Source organism: Williamsia soli (genome assembly GCF_017377795.1).
GTDB lineage: Bacteria > Actinomycetota > Actinomycetes > Mycobacteriales > Mycobacteriaceae > Williamsia > Williamsia soli.
Map to the genome: position 1 here is coordinate 14294 of NZ_JAFRDR010000011.1, position 20489 is coordinate 34782.

22 protein-coding genes and 1 tRNA gene are annotated in these 20489 nt (G+C 65.8%); 11 read left to right on the top strand and 12 right to left on the bottom strand.

The genetic code is table 11. From position 1 onward, the window contains the following. Positions 1-3: 3 nt before the first annotated feature. Both J3S28_RS23670 and J3S28_RS23675 read left to right on the top strand, forming a co-directional pair. Positions 4-1173 (top strand): alkaline phosphatase family protein, encoded by a 1170-nt coding sequence (locus J3S28_RS23670; protein WP_207843421.1) that lies wholly within the window; start codon positions 4-6, stop codon positions 1171-1173. Positions 1174-1193: 20 nt separating this feature from the next. Next, entirely contained in the window at positions 1194-1982 is a 789-nt protein-coding gene (locus J3S28_RS23675; protein WP_307797381.1) for a UbiA family prenyltransferase, read from the top strand. A 20-nt stretch (positions 1983-2002) separates the two neighbouring features. Here J3S28_RS23675 and J3S28_RS23680 read toward each other — a convergent pair whose 3' ends face one another. Both J3S28_RS23680 and J3S28_RS23685 read right to left on the bottom strand, forming a co-directional pair. Further along, positions 2003-3319, bottom strand: coding sequence for a sigma-54-dependent transcriptional regulator family protein (locus tag J3S28_RS23680; protein ID WP_237342032.1), 1317 nt, complete (start codon positions 3317-3319; stop codon positions 2003-2005). 45 nt (positions 3320-3364) lie between these two features. Next, on the bottom strand, positions 3365-5512 hold the full coding sequence (locus J3S28_RS23685; protein WP_207843422.1) for an MMPL family transporter: 2148 nt from the start codon (positions 5510-5512) through the stop codon (positions 3365-3367). Between the two features lie 218 nt (positions 5513-5730). On the opposite strand from J3S28_RS23685, the gene J3S28_RS23690 reads away from it, so the two are divergent. Continuing rightward, complete coding sequence (locus J3S28_RS23690) at positions 5731-6846, top strand: sensor histidine kinase (protein WP_207843423.1); 1116 nt, start codon at positions 5731-5733, stop codon at positions 6844-6846. Further along, entirely contained in the window at positions 6837-7481 is a 645-nt protein-coding gene (locus J3S28_RS23695; RefSeq protein ID WP_207843424.1) for a response regulator, read from the top strand. Before J3S28_RS23690 ends, J3S28_RS23695 begins: the two co-directional genes overlap by 10 nt. A gap of 1 nt (position 7482) precedes the next feature. Here J3S28_RS23695 and J3S28_RS23700 read toward each other — a convergent pair whose 3' ends face one another. Further along, the gene (locus J3S28_RS23700) at positions 7483-7698 is read right to left on the bottom strand and encodes a hypothetical protein (protein WP_207843425.1); all 216 of its coding nucleotides are present in this window, start codon (positions 7696-7698) and stop codon (positions 7483-7485) included. Positions 7699-7799: 101 nt separating this feature from the next. Between J3S28_RS23700 and J3S28_RS23705 the strand changes: the two genes are divergently transcribed. Then, the gene (locus tag J3S28_RS23705; RefSeq protein WP_207843426.1) at positions 7800-8216 is read left to right on the top strand and encodes a YccF domain-containing protein; all 417 of its coding nucleotides are present in this window, start codon (positions 7800-7802) and stop codon (positions 8214-8216) included. Positions 8217-8240: 24 nt separating this feature from the next. On the opposite strand, the gene J3S28_RS23710 is transcribed toward J3S28_RS23705, so the two are convergent. The 3 genes from J3S28_RS23710 to J3S28_RS23720 all read right to left on the bottom strand — a co-directional run bounded on the left by J3S28_RS23710 (position 8241) and on the right by J3S28_RS23720 (position 10084). Next, positions 8241-8642, bottom strand: coding sequence for a nitroreductase/quinone reductase family protein (locus tag J3S28_RS23710; RefSeq protein WP_207843427.1), 402 nt, complete (start codon positions 8640-8642; stop codon positions 8241-8243). 20 nt (positions 8643-8662) lie between these two features. Beyond that, positions 8663-9529 (bottom strand): SCO6745 family protein, encoded by an 867-nt coding sequence (locus J3S28_RS23715; RefSeq protein WP_207843428.1) that lies wholly within the window; start codon positions 9527-9529, stop codon positions 8663-8665. 84 nt (positions 9530-9613) lie between these two features. Continuing rightward, positions 9614-10084, bottom strand: coding sequence for a guanosine-3',5'-bis(diphosphate) 3'-pyrophosphohydrolase (locus J3S28_RS23720; RefSeq protein ID WP_207843429.1), 471 nt, complete (start codon positions 10082-10084; stop codon positions 9614-9616). A gap of 18 nt (positions 10085-10102) precedes the next feature. Here J3S28_RS23720 and J3S28_RS23725 point away from each other — a divergent pair, with 18 nt between their 5' ends. Next, complete coding sequence (locus J3S28_RS23725) at positions 10103-10654, top strand: GrpB family protein (protein WP_207843430.1); 552 nt, start codon at positions 10103-10105, stop codon at positions 10652-10654. Between the two features lie 44 nt (positions 10655-10698). Here the strand turns inward: J3S28_RS23725 and J3S28_RS23730 are convergent, their stop codons facing one another. Continuing rightward, positions 10699-11205, bottom strand: coding sequence for a DUF6328 family protein (locus J3S28_RS23730; RefSeq protein ID WP_207843431.1), 507 nt, complete (start codon positions 11203-11205; stop codon positions 10699-10701). Positions 11206-11306: 101 nt separating this feature from the next. Here J3S28_RS23730 and J3S28_RS23735 point away from each other — a divergent pair, with 101 nt between their 5' ends. After that, positions 11307-12197 (top strand): alpha/beta fold hydrolase, encoded by an 891-nt coding sequence (locus tag J3S28_RS23735; RefSeq protein ID WP_207843432.1) that lies wholly within the window; start codon positions 11307-11309, stop codon positions 12195-12197. A gap of 25 nt (positions 12198-12222) precedes the next feature. Continuing rightward, complete coding sequence (locus tag J3S28_RS23740; protein WP_207843433.1) at positions 12223-13587, top strand: MFS transporter; 1365 nt, start codon at positions 12223-12225, stop codon at positions 13585-13587. Positions 13588-13610: 23 nt separating this feature from the next. Here J3S28_RS23740 and J3S28_RS23745 read toward each other — a convergent pair whose 3' ends face one another. Both J3S28_RS23745 and J3S28_RS23750 read right to left on the bottom strand, forming a co-directional pair. Next, complete coding sequence (locus J3S28_RS23745; protein WP_207843434.1) at positions 13611-13964, bottom strand: DUF2834 domain-containing protein; 354 nt, start codon at positions 13962-13964, stop codon at positions 13611-13613. Between the two features lie 46 nt (positions 13965-14010). Then, a complete protein-coding gene (locus J3S28_RS23750; protein ID WP_207843435.1) occupies positions 14011-14784 on the bottom strand; it encodes an SHOCT domain-containing protein in 774 nt (257 codons plus the stop codon). 185 nt (positions 14785-14969) lie between these two features. Between J3S28_RS23750 and J3S28_RS23755 the strand changes: the two genes are divergently transcribed. After that, positions 14970-16118: a 3-isopropylmalate dehydrogenase gene (locus J3S28_RS23755; RefSeq protein WP_207843436.1), complete on the top strand. Its 1149-nt coding sequence runs from the start codon at positions 14970-14972 to the stop codon at positions 16116-16118. Here J3S28_RS23755 and J3S28_RS23760 read toward each other — a convergent pair. Next, positions 16102-17055 (bottom strand): ketopantoate reductase family protein, encoded by a 954-nt coding sequence (locus J3S28_RS23760; protein WP_207843437.1) that lies wholly within the window; start codon positions 17053-17055, stop codon positions 16102-16104. The two genes, J3S28_RS23755 and J3S28_RS23760, sit on opposite strands and share 17 nt — an antisense overlap. A 123-nt stretch (positions 17056-17178) precedes the next feature. Between J3S28_RS23760 and J3S28_RS23765 the strand changes: the two genes are divergently transcribed. Continuing rightward, a complete protein-coding gene (locus J3S28_RS23765; protein WP_207843438.1) occupies positions 17179-17817 on the top strand; it encodes a vitamin K epoxide reductase family protein in 639 nt (212 codons plus the stop codon). Positions 17818-17830: 13 nt separating this feature from the next. Here the strand turns inward: J3S28_RS23765 and J3S28_RS23770 are convergent, their stop codons facing one another. Both J3S28_RS23770 and J3S28_RS23775 read right to left on the bottom strand, forming a co-directional pair. Continuing rightward, the gene (locus J3S28_RS23770) at positions 17831-18535 is read right to left on the bottom strand and encodes a hypothetical protein (protein ID WP_237342033.1); all 705 of its coding nucleotides are present in this window, start codon (positions 18533-18535) and stop codon (positions 17831-17833) included. A gap of 91 nt (positions 18536-18626) precedes the next feature. Continuing rightward, a tRNA-Leu gene (locus J3S28_RS23775) sits at positions 18627-18712 on the bottom strand. 315 nt (positions 18713-19027) lie between these two features. Between J3S28_RS23775 and J3S28_RS23780 the strand changes: the two genes are divergently transcribed. Beyond that, positions 19028-20395: an FHA domain-containing protein gene (locus J3S28_RS23780; protein ID WP_207843439.1), complete on the top strand. Its 1368-nt coding sequence runs from the start codon at positions 19028-19030 to the stop codon at positions 20393-20395. Positions 20396-20489 lie beyond the last annotated feature (94 nt).

Sequence of the window (20489 nt, forward strand, 5' to 3'; positions counted from 1 at the left end):
ACGATGAGTGAACTAGATCCGCGCAACAGCCTGCCGCCTCTGTCCTGTGTCCTGGAATCGGTGGCTGCCTCCCTCGGTGCCGCCGACCTCGACAATCGGCTGCAACTGGTACCTGCCCAGTCGGCAACCGTCCTGCTGATCGATGGCCTCGGAGCCGAGCTGGTCGCGTCCCATCCTCACGATGCACCTCACCTCAATGCGGCGGGTCTCGCCGACTCCACAACGGTCGCCGCGGGGTTTCCCGCCACCACAGCCGTCAGCATCACCAGCCTGTCCACCGGTCGGTCCGCAGGCACCCACGGCATCATGGGGTACACATTCCGAGCGGGGGGTAGCGGTGTCGCGACGCCTGTTCTGAACACGCTCCGCTGGTGTATGCACGGCAACCACGATCATGACCTGCGCAAAGTCGTTGTTCCCGAAGACTTTCAGACGCAGTCGACAATCTTCGAGCGGTGCCGGGCCCAAGGGTTCGACACCGTCGCGATCGTGCCCGGGTACCACGAGGGATCCGGGCTCACCCGCGCCTCGTGGCGCGGCGCGAACAGGACGACCCCGGCCGATCACCTCGGTCAACTGCAGGCGTCGATCCTCGCGGAGATGATGACGCCGGCGCCGACCCTGGCCTACGCGTACTACGGAGGCCTCGATCTCGCCGGCCACCTCGAGGGTCCGGGTTCGCAGGCGTGGTGCGAGCAGCTGCGCCTCATCGACACCATGGTCGGCGCCCTCGCGGACGCAATGCCCGCGGGTCGGCAGGTGATCGTCACCGGCGACCACGGCATGATCGACACGTCCGCAGGCCGTTTCGACCTCGATCTCCACCATGAACTGGCGGCCGGCGTGACGGCCATCGCCGGAGAGGCCCGGGTCCGGCACGTGTACTCCGAAGCAGGCGCCGCCGGCGACGTCCTCGACACCTGGACGACCATGCTCGGCGACCGGGCCACGGTGCTGGGTCGCGATGACGCCATCGACGCCGGGTGGTTCGGCAATGCCGTGGCCGGGGACCATCGGGTTCGGATCGGCGATGTGGTCGCTGCCGCCCGCGGCGACACCGCCATGGTCCGCTCGGTGGCCGAACCCCTCGAATCCGCGCTCATCGGCAATCACGGCTCCTGGGATACCGCCGAACAACTCGTACCGGCCATCGTCATCCGCGGCACCCGGTGAATCCGCGACGGTCCACCAGCGTGATCGCACTGGTCCGCGCCGGACACGCGGTCCCCGCAGTCGCGGTCACCCTGTTCACCGGACTGCTCGCTGTCGCCGAGAACGCCGACGTGTGGACGCTGATCGCCATCGTGGTGGCCATCTTCAGTGGCCAACTCGTCATCGGCTGGAGCAACGACTTTCTCGACCGGAGTCGGGATCGTCGGGTCGGCCGAACAGACAAACCCTTGGCGACAGGCGAACTCACGTCCCGCACGGTGGTCGTGGCGATCGCGGCCGCGGCCGCGATCTGCGTGGTGAGTTCGTTTGCCTGTGGATGGGCCGCAGGCGCGGTCCACCTCGTGCTGGGTGTGGGATCCGGGCTCGCCTACAACGCGGTCCTCAAAGCGACTGTGCTGTCCTGGGTTCCGTACTTCATCGCGTTCGGTTCACTGCCCGTCGTCGCCTCGCTCGCAGCGCACCCCGGAGAGCTGCCGCCCGCCTGGATGGTGGCAGTGGCGGCGCTGCTGGGCGTGGGAGCACATCTGCTCAACGCCCTGCCCGACCTCGACGACGACGCCGCGACCGGCATCGAGGGCCTCCCCCACCGTCTCGGCGCGCGGCGGATACCGATGGTTGCTGCCGCGCTGATGATCGCCGCGACAGGGATTCTCGTCGTCGCCAACTCATCGACCTGGTGGCTGTGGGTGGGATTGGCGGTGGTCGTGGTGATCTCAGGCGTCTCGATGCGGGTACCCGGCCGCCGCGCACCGTTCTATGGCGCCATCGTCGTCGCAGCGATCAATGTGGCGATGCTGCTCCTCGCCTGACCTCGGAGCGGCTGGGGACGTCAGATACCGAAGCGGCGGTCGAGGAGTCGGACGCGACCTTTGACGAGGGCTTCGTCGCGGTGCCCCGGGGTCAGGGTCTGTGCCCAGCGCCGCCAGGCGGCGAGATCTTCTCGGCCGTGAACGGACGCCGTCCAGGCCCGCAACAGTTCCGGATCGCGGGCGGTCAGCACAGCCGACCGCAGGTCTTCTTTGAGTTCTTCGAAGAGGTCACCGAGACCCGGGGCCAGCGACGCCGAGAGCAGACCACCACGGCCGAACTTCTCGATCGCTCCGGAGACGTCCCCGGTCCGGAGCATGCGGCGGACCTGGCTGATGTCGGAGTCGACCGGCAGCGTCAACCGATACGGCCTGGACGCGACGAGGTCGGCGCCGAGGTCACGGCGTAGGCGGGAGATCTCGGCGCGCACGGTGACCGGATCGATCCCGTCCTCGGCGAGCATGGTGGCGATCTCTTCGGTGCCGAGGCCGTCCGGGTACTCGCCGAGAAGCACCAGGATCTCAGCGTGCCGACGCGACAAACGCAAGGCGGGGCCGTCGCCGGTGCGCCAGTAGTAGCGGTCACCGTCGAGGACCAGCAACGTCGGACCTGCGGGTGCGGGGATCGCCAGTCCGGGCGCGGTGAGGGTCCGGATCCTCAGCTCACTTTCGACTGCCGCGACCACCGATTTCACCATCGACAGGGCGAACGGCGCCGCCACTCGCTCACCACCGGTCACATCGATGACCCCGATCACCGCGCCGGTCACCGGATCGTGCACCGGCGCCGCAACGCAGTTCCATTCCTGAACCGGAACCGAAAAGTGTTCGGCGCCAAAGATCTGCACGCCATGATCGACCTCGAGGGCCAGACCAGGAGCGTTGGTGCCGGCAACACGCTCGGCCCACAACGCTCCTTCGACGAAGTTGATGTCGCCTGCCTGGTCCCTCGCTGTGTGGTCACCCTCTACCCACAACAGTCGACCCACGTCATCGGTGAGCGCCACCACCACGCCGGAGTCGGAGACCTCATCGAGCATGAGAGACCGCACCAACGGGTAGGCGGCCGCCATGGGATGGCGAGCGCGGTACTCGAGGAAGTCGTTCCACGACATGTCGCCGTCGTCGACCATGCCCGACGGGTTGACGCCGCCTTTGACCGAGCGCATCCACGAATCGCGGACCACGGACCGCACCGAGGTCGGGCCGGTGGCGGGGGCGAGAGTTCCGGTCTGCACGAACAACTCGTGTGCCCGGCGGACCTGCGCAAGCCTGGTCGCGGGATCTTCACCGGGGCCGAGCGCGGTCCAGAAGTCCCGCGTGGGTGCGGTCTCGCCCATCGGTGCTTCCTTTCGAGCCGTGTCCTACCTCAATTGTGCACCACCTCACACCTGGGCAGGCACGACCTGTCGTTCCGGTGCGATCGGTTGATCGCTCCGGGTCCGCAGCGGCCACCAGGCGTGGTTGCCGAGGAGCACCAGAATCGAGGGCAGCAGCAGCAATCTGACGATGGTCGCGTCGATCAGGATCGCAACCGCCAGCCCGACCCCCATCTGCTTCATCTCGACCATGCTCTGCGCCGCGAACAGCGCGAACACCGACACCATCACCAACGCCGCGCTGGTGACGACCCCGGCGGTCTGGGTGACCCCAGCCCGCACCGCGACCGTCGGCGGCAGTCCCTTGTCGATGCCTTCCTTGATCCGGCTCAGGACGAACACGTGGTAGTCCATCGACAGGCCCACGAGCACCGCCAGCATGAACATCGGGATCCACTCGACGACCGTGCCGTTGGAGGTGAAGTCGAGGAAGCCCTCCGCCCAGGTGTGCTGGAACACGAGCGCCAGCACTCCGAACGCGGCTCCCACGGACATCAGGTTCAGTGCCGTGGAGACCACCGCGATCACCGGACTCCGGAAGGTCGCGACCAGCATCAACATGGTCAGTGTCAGGATCACCGCGACGACGACCGGCAGACCGTCGGCCTGCACCTTCGTCGTGTCGTACTGCTCGGCCACGTCGCCGCCGACTGCGAACTCCGCCCCGGGGACGACGTCGACCTGGTCGGGCACCACCGAGTCGCGAAGTGCAAGCAGCGCGTCGTCGGTCTTCGGATCGTTGGGCGGATACGTGCTGGCCAGGTCGAGCACGCTGGTGGTGCCGCCGGCAGAGGTGGTGACAGGTCCGGTGACGGTCCAGGCACCGGTCTCGGTGGCGTCGGCGCCGACGGAACTGAGGGCTTCGAAGACCGCGGCGGTATCGCCCCCGCTGACGACGACCCGCACAGAGGGGCCTTCGGATGGGAATTGCTCGTTCATCTGCTGGGCCACCTGGACCTCGGGCAAGTCCTGAGGCAGGGTGTCGAGTCCGGCGCCGCGCAACGTCATCGAGAAGGCGGGCACCGCGAGGGCGATCATCACCACCAGTCCGGCGAGCAGCGCGGTCATCGGCCTGCGGATGACGGGCCCGATGATGCGTGAGGATATGCCACCTTCCCCGATCCGGTTGTTGACCCGCCACAGCACGGGCACCCGTGGGCGGTCTACCCACCTGCCCAGCTTGGCGAGCAGGGCCGGCAGCACGGTCAGCGATCCGACCACCGCAACTGCGACGACGATGATCGCGGCCGTCGCGAGCGAGTTGAAGGTGGCACTGCCGAGCACATAGACACCGGCCAGCGACGCGATGACGGCAACCCCGGAGACGATGATCGAGTGGCCCGACGTTGCCGCGGCGATCTCGACCGCGTCGATCGTGTCGTGGCCCTTACGACGTTCTTCCCGTTCACGTTTGAGGTAGAAGAGCGAATAGTCCACCCCCACAGCCATACCGATGAGCATCACCACCGACGACGCGGTCATCTCGGACGGCACCAGGTAGGAGATCGGCGCGTAGATCCCGATCGTTGCGACGACGGAGGTGATCGCCAGCAGCACGGGGATACCGGCTGCGATGAGCGCACCGAAGGCGAAGAGCATGATGCCCAGCGTGATCGGGATGCTGATCATCTCGGCCGAGAGCAGATCTTCCGCGACGCGTTCGTTGATGGCCTCGTCGGCCGAGACATCGCCGAACTGACCGACGGTGAGTTCTGGGTGATCGGCCGCGATTGTCTCGACCGCAGCCTTGATGTCGATGATGGCCGGTTCTTCGTCACCCGGCGGTGCCCGCAGCGATATCGACGACAACAGCGTTCCCTCGGGTGAGAACACAGGCGCCGAGATTTCCTGCACCTCCACCGAACCGGCGAGTTCCGCTTCGAGCTGGTCCGCGGCGGCCACTGCTTCCTCGCGGTCCCCGGTGATCAGTACGTACTCCGTGTCGGGCGCGGCGAGCCCCGCCTCGTGGATCATCTGATCCGCTCGGCCGGACTGACCGACCCGGTAGTCGGCGTCGCCGGCGTTCTGGGTGGGAATCAGTGCGCTGAACCCCACCGCCACGATGACCAGCGCCAGCCACAAACCAATTGCGCGCCAAGGGTTGCGCGCGCTCCACCGGGCCACCGCCTGGGGTCCCCGCGTCATTCTTCCCATGTGAGCTCCTCGTGCATGAGGCGGTGTCCGCCTCGGTGGGACACCCGGTGGACTCCGGGCTGTGCTCAAGGCTGCTCGGTGCGGCGGCGCCGGTCAGGAGCGTCAGCCCCCCACCTATAGGTGAATAATCCGACCGCGGGGGTAGACCTGGCACTACTGTTCTCTCCCGGCAGATGCGGTCATCATGAAGTCCTCATCCCCATCGAGAGAGGCCCACTGTGAACCCCGACGAGCGCCCGAGCCTCGCCATCCGCTGGTTGCGGGCGGCGATGTACGCGCTCGTCACCACCCTGGCCTTTCCGCTGACGCTGGTGCTGTTCGTCGTGGTGGTGGTGGCGATCCCGCTGGTGCTGGTGACGGTCGGGGCGTTGGTCCTGTGGTTGTTCGTGCCACTGACCGCTGCCCTCTGCGATCTGCATCGGCGGATGGCGGCCGGCATGCTCGACCGGCCCGCGCAACGAGGCGACTACACACCAGGCGACGGCAGGAGCATTCTGCACCTGCTCTACGTATGGACCTCCGACTCACTGCGGTGGCGCGACCTCGGATGGTTGTTCCTGGCGTCGACCGTCGGCTTCGCGGTCTCGCTCGTCGGTGTCATCTTCACCGCGACGCTGGTCCTCATCCCCTTCGTCGAACCTCTCATGAAAGCGCGCGCCACCATGGATCTCTGGGCATTGAACCGAAGCCACACCGAAATGCTGGAGGCGCGTGTACAGCAGGTGACCGAATCCCGGACCGCAATAGTTGATTCCGCAGCAGCCGAATTGCGCAGGGTCGAGCGGGATCTGCACGACGGAACACAGGCCCGCCTGGCGGCTCTCGGCATGACCATCGGCCTGGCAGAGAGTCAGATCGACAGCGATCCCGTCGCCGCCAAGCAACTGATGGCCGAGGCGAGGGGGTCTGCGACTGCTGCGCTCAGCGAATTGCGTTCGGTCGTGCGCGGTATCCATCCACCGGTCCTTGCCGACCGCGGGGTCGGTGCTGCCGTCGAGGCCCTGGCACTCGATATGCCACTTCCCATCACACTGAACCTCGGTGTCCGGGAGCGGCTTCCGGCGGCGATGGAAAATGCGGTGTACTTCGCGGTGGCCGAGACCCTCGCGAACGTCGGTAAGCACGCCCGCGCACGCAACGCCTGGATCGCCATGGGTATCTTCGACGGCGTGCTGCGCGTAGAGGTGGGCGACGACGGGATAGGCGGCGCGGCGGCGTCGGGATCCGGCCTGCACGGCGTCTCCCAGCGGCTCGCGTCCCTCGACGGGAAGATGTTCGTACACAGTCCCGTTGGTGGCCCCACCATCGTGTCGATGGAGGTCCCGTGCGGGTAGTCATCGGTGAAGATCACGCGCTGTTGCGCGACGGCCTGACCAGAATCCTCACCGCGCACCAGATGGAGGTCGTCGCGGCGGTCGACAATGCGACCGAACTCGACGTCGCCCTCACGGACAAGACAGTGGACGTGGCAGTGCTCGACGTCCGGATGCCGCCGACATTCTCCGACGAGGGGTTGCGCGCTGCCATCAAGATCCGCGGCCGCCGGCCAGGATTTCCCGTCCTCGTGCTGTCCCAGTACGTCGAGCAGCTGTATGCGCGGGAACTGCTGGAGAGCGGCGAGGGTGCGATCGGGTATCTCCTCAAGGATCGGGTCGCGAACGTGGCCGGGTTCATCGACGCGGTCCGGCAGGTGGCCGCGGGAGGTACGGTGCTCGATCCGGAGGTGGTGTCGCAGTTGCTGACCGGGCAACGAGCCGACGGGCCACTCGAACGCCTATCTGCCCGCGAGCGAGAAGTGTTGGCGCTCATGGCGGAAGGTCGTTCCAACGCGGCCATCGCAGAAGCGATGTTCGTGTCGGAGAAGGCCGTCAGCAAGCACTCGAACAGCATCTTCACCAAACTCGATCTACCGGTCTCGGCGGACGACAACCGCCGGGTACTCGCCGTGCTCGCCTACCTCGGGGTCTGAGTCAACCTCTGGCCACGTTGTAGAGCAGGGTGCTGCCCGCGAGCAACACGCCGGAGATCACGGTCGGCCACAGCCAGTCGTTGAGCAGATCCGACCGGAATGCGACCACAACCCACCCCATCACCAACAGCGCCGTGCTCAGGGTCGTGACGACCCTGGTCACCACGATCAACGTGACCCCGACCGACCACAGCGTCTCGCGAAGTCCGAACTTCATCTCTGCACCTCAAATGTGATAAATCCCCACCTTGTCAAACAAACATGGGTGCGAAAACCATTCATCCGTGCGTCTCGCGTCACATTTGGCAGAATGAACGAATGAAGACCATTCTGAATGTCATCTGGCTCGTGCTCTGCGGCTTCTGGATGGCGTTGGGATACATCGCCGCCGGGATCATCTGCTGCATCCTGATCATCACGATCCCCTTCGGGATCGCGTCATTCCGCATCGCCGCCTATGCGCTGTGGCCATTCGGCCGCACCGTGGTCCGCAAGCCGACGGCGGGAGTCGGCTCAGCGATCGGCAACGTCATCTGGTTGATCTTCGCAGGGATCTGGCTCGCGATTGGTCACATCACAACCGGAATCCTTCTGTGCCTCACCATCATCGGAATCCCGCTGGGCATCGCGAGCTTCAAGATGATCCCCGTGTCACTGCTCCCGCTGGGCGCAGAGATCATCGACACCGACGGCGGCGGGATCTACGCGCCGCCGCCCCGCCAGACCGCGTACTGAGCCGGTCCGGCGCCACGTGGCAGGTCAGGCCGGGACCAGTTCGACGACCGGAATGACCCTCGAGGTCTTCTTCTCGTAATCGGCGAATCCCGGCATGACCTCGACCTGCGCTGCGAACAGCCGGTCGCGCTCGGCGCCGGTGACCTCGGTGGCCGTCACCGGCACGGTCTCGGAACCGACCTCGATCGTGGTGGACGGCTCGGCCTTGATGTTCTTGAACCACTGTGGGTCGAAGTCAGCGCCGGCGTAGCTGCCGAAGATGTATCGCTTGCCGTCGGATTCGAGATACACGAGCGGCGCCACGTAGTCCTTGCCGCTTTTGATGCCCTTGTGATGCAGAAGCAACAGCGGGGCGCCTTCGAAATTGCCACCGACCTTGCCGTTGTTGGCCCGGAACTCCGCGATGATGTCGTCGTTGAAACCCATGGTGCGATCCTAATCCCTGATCAGCCGACACTATCGAGATCGAGACCCATCGGGGTCTGGGAGGGAATCTCGCCACTGGCGATCACGACCTTCGCGAGTTCTGTGAGGTCTGCGATCAACTCGGCGACGTCCTGATCGGTCAGGGACCCGTACGCCGGCGCCGCCAGACGATCGGTGGTGATCTCTATGTCGCTCTTGAGGGCTCGCCCCGCCGGCGTGATGGCGCCGGACTCCTCCAGGAAACCGCGCCGCGCCAAGTCGGCTGTGAGCGTCGACCATTCGTTCTCGGTGTACTTCCTGCTGGTCTCCAGCAACTGACGGGGAAGAGCCGAGGCAGCGGCATGCAGCACTCCTGCCTCACGGCCCGTCACCCCGGCGACGGTGAGCGCGGCGACGTGCCCATCTCCACGATGTTCTCGCAACAGGGTGGCCGCGTGCCACAGCGCTCCGTGGCCCCCGCGGGGCCACGGCAGGGCCGCGTTCGCGGCGAACAGGGCACGTCCACCGACATCTGCCGACTGTGCCACCGGACGAAGCCGGGCCACGACCCGGTCGATGGTCTCGATGTGCGCCGGAAGCATGCGTTGCAGGGTTGCGACCGCCGCCTCCTGCCGCACGACCAACGCTGTCTCCGGCGGTGCACATGTCCAGGCGTCCGGGATCGCCCGCGCGATGTGGTCGGGCGCAAAGTTGTAGAACAGTGCCGTGACGATCTCCGGCCCCACCGGGCCGAGTGGCGCGGACCGCCCGGCGAAGTAACCCATCCAGAAGCCGCGGTAACCGGCCGCCGACAGTGCCTCGCGGGTCTCGTCGGAGAAGTACGTGACGGCGTGGATTGGTTCCAGCAGCTTCCACAGGCGCCGCGCGGTGGGCAGGTCGATGGCCATGCGTTCGAGGATGCCACTGCTGCTGTGGTCACGACATGGTTGCGCGACGGCGGATCCGATGTCGGCGCGTCCTGGCGTCGGCTTCTACAGAGCGGCAGCGAGCTCCGCGGCCCCCAGCTCGCAGTACGCCTGCCGGTATTTCGAGCGAAGCCGATCTTGCGTGTCGGTGGGCAGCCGCTCCAGGCGTACCGGATCGGTGTTGTCCGCGAGGTCGGCGAGCTTCACAGCGAGCGCCATCTCATCGGTCCTGATACCGGCGTAATAGTCGACGGGCGCCACGTCGTCCCTGCGGGTCAGCAGTGTCACCGCGATGACGACCGTTTCCGGGATCCCCGCCTTCAGCAGGTCTGAGGCGGTGTACGACGTGTCCTCGATGACGTCATGCAGCAGTGCCGTCGCGATGTACTCGGGCTCGCGCGGCGCGACCCGGGCCGCGACCGACCGCGGGTGGACGATGTATTCCCCACCGACTTTGTCGACCTGGCCGCTGTGCGCGCGCTCGGCGATGGCGTCGGCAACGCCGATCAACTCTTGACCGCTCAGGGCAGCTGTCATGGTTTTAGGCTGGCACACATGGATCCCGGCGTCGAGTTGATCGGTGGAATCGAGCAGCGGGCGATCGTGCTGGTGCCCTACGAACCGGCGTGGCCCGCGGACTTCGCTCGCGAACAGCGCCGGATCGAGTCTGCTCTGGGCGAAGCGGCGATCCGGATCGACCACATCGGCTCCACCTCGATTCCCGGTCTGTCGGCCAAACCGATCATCGACATCAATCTCACCGTGCGCGATCCCGACGACGAGGTCGCCTACCTACCCGCCCTGGAGTCCGCCGGGTACCGGCTGCGGGTTCGCGAGCCCGGCCATCGCATGGTCCGGACCCCGGAACTCGATGTACACGTGCACGTGTGCGCTCCTGGCAGCGATTGGCAACGCCGACATCTGCTGTTCCGGGACTGGTTGCGACACAACGTCGCCGACCGTGCCACGTATGAAGCCTTGAAGAAGTGCCTGGCCGCGCAGGAATGGTCGGACATGAACGAGTACGCCGCCGCAAAAGGTCCACTCATCGGGGAGATCACCGACCGGGCCGAGCAGTGGGCTCAGCGCACCGGCTGGCGGGTCTGATCTGCGCCAAGCAACGCGGGTATGCCGTTTCAGGACGGTTCGTCTCACGTCTCCTCGGCGGGGCCGAGCTCGCGATAGCGCCACGGGATCGCAAACCAGAACGAGACGAAGAGTACGACCGTCACGGCGCCGGCGATCCAGCCCGCTGTTCGTCCGATGACGAGTTCGAACACCAACATCATCACGCCGGTCAGTGCGATCCCCAGGAGTACGAGCCCGCCGAGGGCACACCGCTGGGACGCGTCGATGAGGGTCTTCAGTCGATGTCGCCGGAAGAGGATCCGGTGCATGGAGGCAGGCGCCAGCAACAGCACCGTCGCCCCTACCGAAGCGCTCACGGTCACGAGATAGATCGACTGAAAAATGTTGTCCTGCATGTAGAATCGGTCCTGGAAAGGTACCGTCAGCAAAAATCCGGTCAGCAGCTGTACACCGGTCTGCACCACCCGGAGTTCCTGCAGGAGGCCAGACCAGTTGCGGTCGAGACGCTGGGTCGGAGTCTCGTTGCGCTCGCGTCGATCCCAGTCATCGTCGCCGAGGTTGTATTCCACCTGATCATCGTCTTCTCGTTCGACCCCACTGGCAAGCGACCGGAGATCGGTGATGGATATGGTCCAAGGAGAGGGACGAGCCGGCGGACGAGGAGATGGTGATGACAGCGGACGTGGCTGCTACGGCACCCCGGTGGTTCCGGGCCGCCATCGAGCAGGCGCCCGAGCGCCTGGAGGTCGAGGTCGCCGGGGCGTCGATTCGACTGCGTTGCTGGGGCCGCGAGAACACTCCCGGCGTCGTGTTGGTTCACGGCGGATCGGCTCATTCTGGCTGGTGGGACCACATCGCGCCGCTGCTCGCGGCGTCGCACCGCGTGGTGGCACTCGATCTGTCGGGGCACGGGGACAGCGATGTGCGGTCACGGTATCCGCTGGGCGTCTGGGCCGACGAGGTCGTCGCGGCCGCAGAGGCAGGCGGTATCTCGGGCAAACCTTACGTCGTCGGGCACAGCATGGGCGGGTGGGTGACCGCTGCCGTCGGGGCGCTACGGGCGACCGACGCGGCAGGCCTGGTGATCATCGACTCACCGTTGTTCGACGAACCACCGGAGGAGGTCATCCTTCGGCAACTCAACCGCAAATCCCGGGCTCACCCGACCAGAGACGAGATTCTGAGCCGCTTTCGGACAGAACCGAGGCAGGACACTCTCCTGCCTTATGTAGCACGGCATGTTGCCGAAGAATCGGTGCGCCAGACCGAAGCGGGGTGGATCTGGAAGTTCGATCCGGACATGTTTCGCAAGCGTCACGAGAGCGGGGACCGCGTACAACTACGCAAGCTGCTCCCCGACGTACAGGTCCCTGCCATCTACATCCGCTGCGAACTCGGGATGGTCAGTCCCGAGATGAGCGCTGAGATCGCCGGACTGTTCGGGCGGCCTGCGACCGTCGTCGAACTCGCAGATGCCGGTCACCATCCCATGATGGATCAGCCCCTGCCGTTGGTCGCGACCCTACGAACAGTGTTGGCGCAGTGGGACAGTCGGACGTGAACATCGTGTTCGCGCCGGCACTTTGATGACACCGGACGCCGCCCGGCCGCCACGCTACCCGATCCTGCTCTTCACGCTGGGCCTGCTGACCACGATCACAGCCATCGTGAGCAGCCTCGGCGCGCCACTCATCCCCGCGATCGCGGACGACTTCGACATCGCGATCACTCAGGCTCAGTGGGCCTTGACCGCAACACTTCTCACGGCTGCGGTGGCCACGCCCATCATCGGGCGTCTGGGCGCCGGCCCGCTGCGTAGGCCCACGATCCTGGCAGGCCTTGTCATCGTCACGATCGGATCCGTCCTGTCCGCCGTAGAGGTCGGATTCGTCGTGATGGTGGTGGGACGCACCATGCAGGGTGTGGGCCTCGCGTTGGTTCCGTTGGCACTGGCCGTCGCGCGGGAGGTACTTCCGGCGAGCCGGCTGCCGTCCGCGGTCTCGATGCTCTCGGTCGCGGTGGTCGCCGGTGCGGGTCTGGGCTATCCGCTGACCGCCACCGTCGCTCAATATCTCGGCGTGTCGGTGGCCTACTGGATGGGCGCGGCACTCAGTGCGTTCACCCTGGTGATGGCGCTTCGCTTCATCCCCGCATCGACCGCGGCAACCCGCATGCGCGTTGATTGGTGGGGCGCGCTGCTGCTGTCGCTCGGGATGGTGGGGGTCCTGCTCGCCGTCAGTCAGGGAGATCACTGGGGCTGGGCATCGGCCCTGACCATCGGACTCGCAGTGGCCGGGGTGCTGTTGGTCGTGGTCTTCGTCATCTGGACCCTGCGCAGCAGTCATCCGCTCGTCGACCTCCGATTGTCCGTCAAGCCCGGAGTCGCTGCACCGAATCTGATCGCATTCGGTGCCGGGCTCGCGATGTACACGTTGGTGACCCTGACCATCGTCATGGTGCAGAACGAGGAATGGGGACTGGGGCGGTCGATCATCATGGCCGGCCTGACGTTGCTGCCCTACTCGATCATGAGCGTGACCGGGAGCCGATTCGCACTCGCCGCTGCACGACGACTCGGCCCCAGGATCATCCTGCCGATCGGCTGCGCGGTGTTCATCTGCTCGACAGTCGGCTTGGCGCTTTCCCACAGCAGCATCGTCTTGGTGCTCATCTGGACCGGGGTCGGAGGGCTCGGCAGCGGCTTCACCTTCTCCTCACTCGCCGTTCTGATCGTGCCCCACATCCCGCAGGAGGAGACCGGCAGTGCGATGGCATTCAACACCGTGCTGCGGTATCTCGGCTTCTGCGTCGGCAGCGCAGCCAGTGTCGCCCTGGTGGCGGTCTACGGCGGCGGCGATCACGGCTTCGTCCTGACGCTGCTGACGATGTCGTCGGTCTTTGCGCTCGCGGGCGTCGGGGCGTGGATCCTGACGCCGCGCGAAGTGCGCTGAGGCCCGTCTACTGCGTCGTACCTTCAGCCGCGTCGCTCGACCGCGAGGTCCCTGGCGAGCAGAAAGAAAGGTATGGCGGTGGCGATCCCTACGCCGAACGTCATCACGAACGACGCGACCCACCATCGGATGATGCCGAGCTTCTTGGCTTCCACAACCGCCCAGAGATGAAACGCCACAACCACATACAGCAGATCGACCATCGCGAATCGGCCGGGGACGGTCTTGTGGATGTCTCCGACGAAGAAGTCCAGCACCGACTTCGGACCGTTCTCCTTGACGTACGGCACGGCGATGGCGTTCTGCGTCACGAACGCGGCGACGAACGTCGCGGCCAGTGATCGGCGGCGCCAGGTATCGATCGTGGTTTCCGGCATGGCTGCTCCTCGGGTTGGTGGGTGTGAGCCCAGTCAACCCCGTCAGTCAGAGCCTGCCGAGCAACTCCGCCTTCTTCGAGGAGAATTCTTCGTCGGACAGGATACCGCGCTGGTGCAGGCCCGCCAGCGCCTCGATGGCTGCCACGATGGCGTCGGCGTCGCCGATCGCGCCGGAGGATTGCTGCTCAGGCGTCTGCAGCGACTGGGGCGTCTGGGGCGGCGCGTATGAGGGTTCCGGAGCGTGCGCGGGGGCCGGCTGCGAGCCGATCTCAGACAGACTCGATACGTCGAAGGTCCCGAATTGGCTGGTGAAGTTCACGGAGCCGGATGGACCACCCTGCTGTTGCTGCACCCCACCGATACGGTGATCGCCGGTGTCGTAAACCTTGGTCACGCCCCCGGCGTGAATCGCGAGCCGTCGTGCGTTCGGGAAGATCGCGTAGCGCGTGTCGTTCTGCGCGCCGGAGGAACTGGGGTTGCCCAGGTCGGCGGGCCACCAGTTGTTCGACGAGAAGCCGCCTTGGGTGTCGGTGGTGATCGGGGGAAAGACCGTGGTGGTGGCGAGGAGTTGCGAGAGCTCACGGCACAGGCCGTCGACCCGGGCCTTGAGTCCGTTGTCGAACATGTTGCCGACCATCGTCATGCCGCCGCGCATCCATTGCCCTGACCCACCCAGTTCGGGGATGGAGAACTGCGCCATCGTGCCGCCGCCGTTGTTGACGGCGACCAGCATGGTGGACACAGCATCCTGGGATAGCGAGTAGCGCTGCGCGATGTCAGCGATGGCCCGCTCGGCTTCGGGGGTGACCGCTGCCCTCATAGTCGTGGATCTTTCGTCGTGGCGGATATGACCGCAGCCTAACGCACCCCGGCGCCACTGGTGGCCTCGAGAAACCGCCCTCCGCGCCGACCGTAACAGAACCACCCTGGCCAACGTAAATGATGTTTGCAACAATTGAGAATGAGCTTCCGGTGGTCGGCAGCCAGTCGTAGAAGGACACTCGCTTGAGCACACACAATCTCGCAGTCATCGGCGGCGACGGAATCGGACCCGAGGTGACGGCGTCGGCGTTGGCGGCCATGAACGTCGCCGCCGATCGGTTCGGATTCGAGCTTCTCACAACGGATTTCGACCTCGGATCCGAGGCGTACCTGCGTACCGGTGAGGCCCTCCCGGCCGCGGTCGCGGGGCAACTGCGTGATTACGACGCCATCCTGCTCGGTGCCGTCGGGGATCCGCGCGTGGATCCCGGAGTCCTCGAGCGAGGCCTCATCGTGGCCCTACGCACCCTGTTCCATCAGTCGGTCAACATCCGCCCCGTCCGGCTCTACCCGGGTGTCATCAGCCCGGTGACCGAGGTGAGCTCGGACAACTGCGACCTGGTGATCCTGCGGGAGAACACGGAGGGCATCTACACAGGCGGCGGCGTGATGGTCAAAGACGGAACGCCCGACGCCATCGCTATCCAGCATTCGATCACCACCGTCCCCGCGACGTCGGAGATCGTGGAGTTCGGCTTCCGGATGGCTTCGGCGCGGAGGAAGCGGCTGACCCTGTGTCACAAGAAGAACGTGCTGCTCTACACCGGCCGGCTGTGGCAAGAGATCGTCGACCAGATCGCCGAGCGCTACCCCGACGTCGAACACGACTACGTTCACGCCGATGCGATGTGCCAACACCTGATCCTCGACCCGGGCCGATTCGACGTGGTGGTGACACCCAACCTGTTCGGCGACATCATCAGCGACCTCGGAGCCGTCGTGCAAGGCGGCCTGGGCGTGGCCGCGAGTGCGAACTTCAACGTCTCCGGATCGGCGCCCAGTATGTATGAGCCGGTGCATGGTTCGGCACCGGACATCGCCGGTACCGGCCGGGCGAATCCCACCGCCGCAGTGCTGTCCGCGGCGCTGTGCCTGGCCGGACTCGGTGAACGCGAAGCTGCTCTGACGCTCGAGGCCGCAGCGGCCTCCGTGCTGGCCGAGGGCGGCGACAAGGCCGGACAACAGGTGAACACAGCGGACGTGAGTGCCCGCATCGCGACACGGGTGGCCGAGATCGATGTCCCGACCACGAGCGGATCGCTGATGCAGACCCTCGCGTCACTGGCTCCGCAGCACGCCTCAGCGGGAAGCCGCCTCAGCCGATCCGGGTGACGTCCGCTTCGTGGATGTACGCGGACTCTGCTGCGTGCGCCAGATCGACCACCACCGAGTTCACGGGCGTCGGCACACCGGCCTGCGCCCCGACACGCACGATCGACCCGTTGATGGCATCGACCTCGGCGCGGCGGCGGAGCTCTGCATCCAGACGCATCGATGGCTTCGCGTCACCGATGCGCAGGCCCAGCGTGCGGATGTACTCGATCGGGTCACCGACGTCGATCGTCACACCCAGAGCGTTCGCGACGTCGAGTGCCTCCAGGGCGCACGCAGAAGCCACCCGCCACGCCTTGGGGTCGTGGATGATCTGCGCGATCGTCAGCCCCGTCAGGAACGACGATCCCGAGAATGCGACGTTGATCAGCAGCTTCTCCCAGACCATCTGATCGATGTCGTCGAACAGCGCGACCTTGAAACCAGCGCTCGACCACACCTGTGCCCCGAACTCGAGGCGTTCGCGCGGCAGTCCGCGATAGGCCCCGAACCGGGTGATCTCCCGGCCGTTGTGGTGCGCCTGACCCGGAGTCGGGACCGACGCCCCGAAACCGCCGACGACCCCCACCGCGATCCGGTCGGGATCGATGGAATGCGCGACGACCTCCGGCGAACCGAGGCCGTTCTGAATCGTCTGCACCACGGTGTCGGGCCCGATCAGTGCTACGGCCGACTTCGCGGCCGCCTCGGCGTCGAATGACTTGGTCGCGATGATGACCAGGTCGCATACGCCGATCTCGCCGGCAGTCGTCGACATGGACGCCAGCCGGACGGTCCGGTCGCCGGAATCGCCATACACGCGCAGCCCGTCGGCGTTCACCGCAGCGACGTGGTCGGTCCACAGAGTGACGCCGTGCACCTCGTGGCCCGCCTCTTGCATCAGGCCGGCATACACCGAACCCATTGCGCCACAACCGACTATTGCCACCTTGGCCATGCTCGTGTCCTTCTTTGCACCGGAGAGGCATCCAGTGGATCACACTAAGCAATCGCTCAGCTCAGGCAGACCGGGGCCCGCGTAAACTACTGGGGCGAAGTAGGGGCAGTTCAGGAGGAGTAGATGGCGGCAGTGCTCGACTCGGAGACGCCCGATTCGGGGGCGCCGGTCGACCTCGACACCCCGGTCCTGTTCCCGAAACTCCTGCCATGGCTGCTCGGGATCTGCGGGACGATCGGGTTGATCGCGTCCTTCACCTTGACGGTCGAGAAGTTCGAGCTGGCATCAGACCCGGACTACGTCCCGTCGTGCAGTATCAATCCGGTCGTCAACTGCGGCTCCATCATGGACACCTCCCAGGCGGCGGTGTTCGGATTCCCGAACTCACTGCTCGGTATCGCCGGCTTTGCCGCGCTGCTCGCTGTCGCGGTCATGATGGGCCGGACCCCGCAGCGATTCGTGTTGATCGGCCTGCAGGTCGGGTTGACCGCCGCCCTCGTATTCGTCCACTGGCTCATCTTCCAGAGCTTCTACCGCATCGGTGCGCTGTGCCCGTACTGCATGGCGGTGTGGGTCGCGGTGGTGCTGGCCTTCTGGTACGTGAGTCTGCGCACCGCAGACCATTTCGCGACGACGGAACGTGCCCGGCGAGTGGTCGACCGACTGATCTCCGTCCACTCCGTCATCCCGGTGCTGTGGGTACTCGTCGTGATCGCGTTGATCACGGAACGGTTCTGGTACTACTGGTCGACGCTGCTCTGACGCTCGGGCGCCGTCATCTCTCCAGCTGGCCGGCGACGCGCTGTTCCAGCTGTTCGGTGGTGGCCACCGGCAACACGATCAGGCCGTCGAGTTCTTTGCGCGCTTTCGCGTACGCGCTGCGCCGCTCCCCTGGGCTGGCACCCGGGTCCTGCGCAAGATTGATCAGACGCTGAGCGCGCAGTAGGCGTTCCTGCTCGTCGACGCTGAAGCCGGATCTACGGCGCCTCTTCGCCTCGGTCTCGGCGACATCGAAAGCAGTGGCGTAGTCGTGCACCACATCTCGATATTCGCGTTGGCGTTCGTGGTCGTCCACAAGGTCGTCGACCTGCTCCGGCCGCAACAGATCGGCGCGACGTTTGGCCCGGTGGAAATCGATCGTCAACGGGTCGCGCAGATCGATCATCATCGGATAGTCCAAGAGTGTCGCGGCATCGGTCTCGTAGGCGAACCACCGCGCGTCGGTCTGATTGTGCTCATCCATCGACTTGGCGATGTCCCGCTTCACCGCGGCGACGTCGACGCGGCGCTTGCCCACAGCCTCGGCTTCGGCGATCTTTGCCTGCTGTTTGAGCCGGTACCGCTCCTGCCGGCGCTGCGCCCGCCGCTCGTTGGCGGCGCCGACCGCCTTGAACGCACCGCCGACCGTGCCGCCGAAGACGAACACCAGCCACCAGTAGTTGCCGACGAAGTCCCAAAAGGCATCCACCCGCTCCAGCATGCCAGGGGTTCCGTCTCCCGATCGAATACAAAAAAGTCAGGCTGCGCATCTGCAACCTGACCTTTGTCTCGCATGTGAGCTGTACCGCTCGTGGTGGGCGAAGGGGGACTTGAACCCCCACGTCCCGAAGGACACTGGCACCTGAAGCCAGCGCGTCTGCCATTCCGCCACTCGCCCGTGGCTGCTCCGCGTCGAAGTGCTTCGAAACGGAACCGGAAAACGGTAACACGAGCACCCGTGGGTCCTGAAATCCATATCCGGCCCCCACGTTAGAGCTGGTCGGCTCCCTGTAACCACCACCGTCATTCTGAAATCGGGCGTCACTGGCCTACCGTTCATTCAGACGACTTTCGACTCACGTCACCTGGGACGACTGGGGCTGGCGTTGCAGAAGTTCTCCCTGGAGTGCCATCGCAGGGCCGGAGTCGCTATCATCAAACAGCACGATTGGCACGCCGACACGCTGACAATCCGGAGGGAGGTCGTCTGGCCATGGGAATACTTCAGAGAATCGAGCGCAAACTCGAGGGCGCTGTGGACGACGGCTTTGCCCGGGTGTTCGGCGGCAAGGTGGCTCCGCAGGAGGTCGAAAACGCTCTCCAGCGTGAGGCCGAAGACAGCCTCGAGGACCTCGGCGACGGCGGAAAGCTGGCCCCCAACGCCTACACGCTGGTGGTCAGCTCGACCGACCACCAGGAGATGGCCGCCGAGTACGAGCTGAATCGCAAGACTTTCTCGAAGCATCTCGAGAACTTCATCCGCGACAACGGCTGGCAAACATACGGTGACGTGGTCGTGGAGTTCGCGCACTCTCCGACGCTGCACACCGGACAGTTCCGGGCTCGCGGCTCGATCAACCCGGACGCACGTCCGATGCCTGTTCCGCCTCCGCAACCGCCCAACGCCCCGCCCCCCGCATCACCAAGCAACCGAGAAGCAGGAGCCACCCCCATGACGCAGAACTCCGGATATGACCAGCGCGGAGGATACGACCAGGGCTCCTACCCACCGGCGGCCGCGTACAGCCAGCAGCCGTACGACGGTCAAAATCAGGCTCCGGTGGACGGACCGCCCCAGGCGTACAGCCAGCAGGGCGGATCGGACTATCAGCGCGGCTACGACCAACAGGGTTACGACCAGCAGGGCTACGACCAGCAGGGCTACGACCAGCGCGGATACGACCAGCAGGGCGCGTACGACCCAGCCGGCTACCAGGCGGGCGGCTACCAGCAACCCGGCTATGCACCGGATCAGCAGGGCTACGACCAGCGCGGATACGACCAGGGCTACCAGCAGGGCGGCTACGAGAACCAGGGTGGCTACGCGCCCGAGCAGCAGGGCGGCTACGACCGCGGGTACGACCAGCAACCCGCGGCCTACAACCAGGGTGGTGCTTACGCCCCGGATCAGCAGCAGCCCGGCTACGGCCAGGGCTACCAGCAGGGTGGTGGCGGATACGACCAGGGCGCGTACGCCGCGGACCAGCAAGGCGCCTACGCCGACCAGCCCGGCGGCTACGACCAGGGCGGCTACGCCGCAGGCGGCGGTTACGCGGCGCCCGCCGGTTACGCACCGACTGCCATCACCCTTCTGCTCGAGGACGGCAGCAACCGGACCTTCCAGCTCCGCAATGGTTCGAACGTGATCGGCCGCGGCCAGGATGCCCAGTTCCGGCTGCCGGACACCGGCGTCTCGCGCCGACACGTGGAAATCCGGTGGGACGGCTCGAGCGCGCTGCTCAACGACCTCAACTCGACGAACGGCACCACGGTCAACGACGTCCAGGTCAGCAGTTGGGAACTCGCCGACGGGGACCGGATCCGCGTAGGACATTCCGATATCACCGTCCGGTTCCAGTGACGTCTCCCGCGGACCGCACCGCCAGGTAGGCCCACCCGCCCAGGTGTCACCCAGAGGTATTCGATCCACCCAGAATCGGGTGTCCGATACACAA

Coding starts and splice junctions, on each gene's coding strand:
- J3S28_RS23670 (WP_207843421.1), top strand. CDS start 4: ATGAGTGAACTAGATCCGCGCAACAGCCTGCCGCCTCTGTCCTGTGTC.
- J3S28_RS23680 (WP_237342032.1), bottom strand. CDS start 3,319: ATGGGCGAGACCGCACCCACGCGGGACTTCTGGACCGCGCTCGGCCCC.
- J3S28_RS23685 (WP_207843422.1), bottom strand. CDS start 5,512: ATGGGAAGAATGACGCGGGGACCCCAGGCGGTGGCCCGGTGGAGCGCG.
- J3S28_RS23700 (WP_207843425.1), bottom strand. CDS start 7,698: ATGAAGTTCGGACTTCGCGAGACGCTGTGGTCGGTCGGGGTCACGTTG.
- J3S28_RS23705 (WP_207843426.1), top strand. CDS start 7,800: ATGAAGACCATTCTGAATGTCATCTGGCTCGTGCTCTGCGGCTTCTGG.
- J3S28_RS23710 (WP_207843427.1), bottom strand. CDS start 8,642: ATGGGTTTCAACGACGACATCATCGCGGAGTTCCGGGCCAACAACGGC.
- J3S28_RS23715 (WP_207843428.1), bottom strand. CDS start 9,529: ATGGCCATCGACCTGCCCACCGCGCGGCGCCTGTGGAAGCTGCTGGAA.
- J3S28_RS23720 (WP_207843429.1), bottom strand. CDS start 10,084: ATGACAGCTGCCCTGAGCGGTCAAGAGTTGATCGGCGTTGCCGACGCC.
- J3S28_RS23725 (WP_207843430.1), top strand. CDS start 10,103: ATGGATCCCGGCGTCGAGTTGATCGGTGGAATCGAGCAGCGGGCGATC.
- J3S28_RS23735 (WP_207843432.1), top strand. CDS start 11,307: ATGACAGCGGACGTGGCTGCTACGGCACCCCGGTGGTTCCGGGCCGCC.
- J3S28_RS23740 (WP_207843433.1), top strand. CDS start 12,223: ATGACACCGGACGCCGCCCGGCCGCCACGCTACCCGATCCTGCTCTTC.
- J3S28_RS23745 (WP_207843434.1), bottom strand. CDS start 13,964: ATGCCGGAAACCACGATCGATACCTGGCGCCGCCGATCACTGGCCGCG.
- J3S28_RS23750 (WP_207843435.1), bottom strand. CDS start 14,784: ATGAGGGCAGCGGTCACCCCCGAAGCCGAGCGGGCCATCGCTGACATC.
- J3S28_RS23760 (WP_207843437.1), bottom strand. CDS start 17,055: ATGGCCAAGGTGGCAATAGTCGGTTGTGGCGCAATGGGTTCGGTGTAT.
- J3S28_RS23765 (WP_207843438.1), top strand. CDS start 17,179: ATGGCGGCAGTGCTCGACTCGGAGACGCCCGATTCGGGGGCGCCGGTC.
- J3S28_RS23770 (WP_237342033.1), bottom strand. CDS start 18,535: ATGCTGGAGCGGGTGGATGCCTTTTGGGACTTCGTCGGCAACTACTGG.
- J3S28_RS23780 (WP_207843439.1), top strand. CDS start 19,028: ATGGGAATACTTCAGAGAATCGAGCGCAAACTCGAGGGCGCTGTGGAC.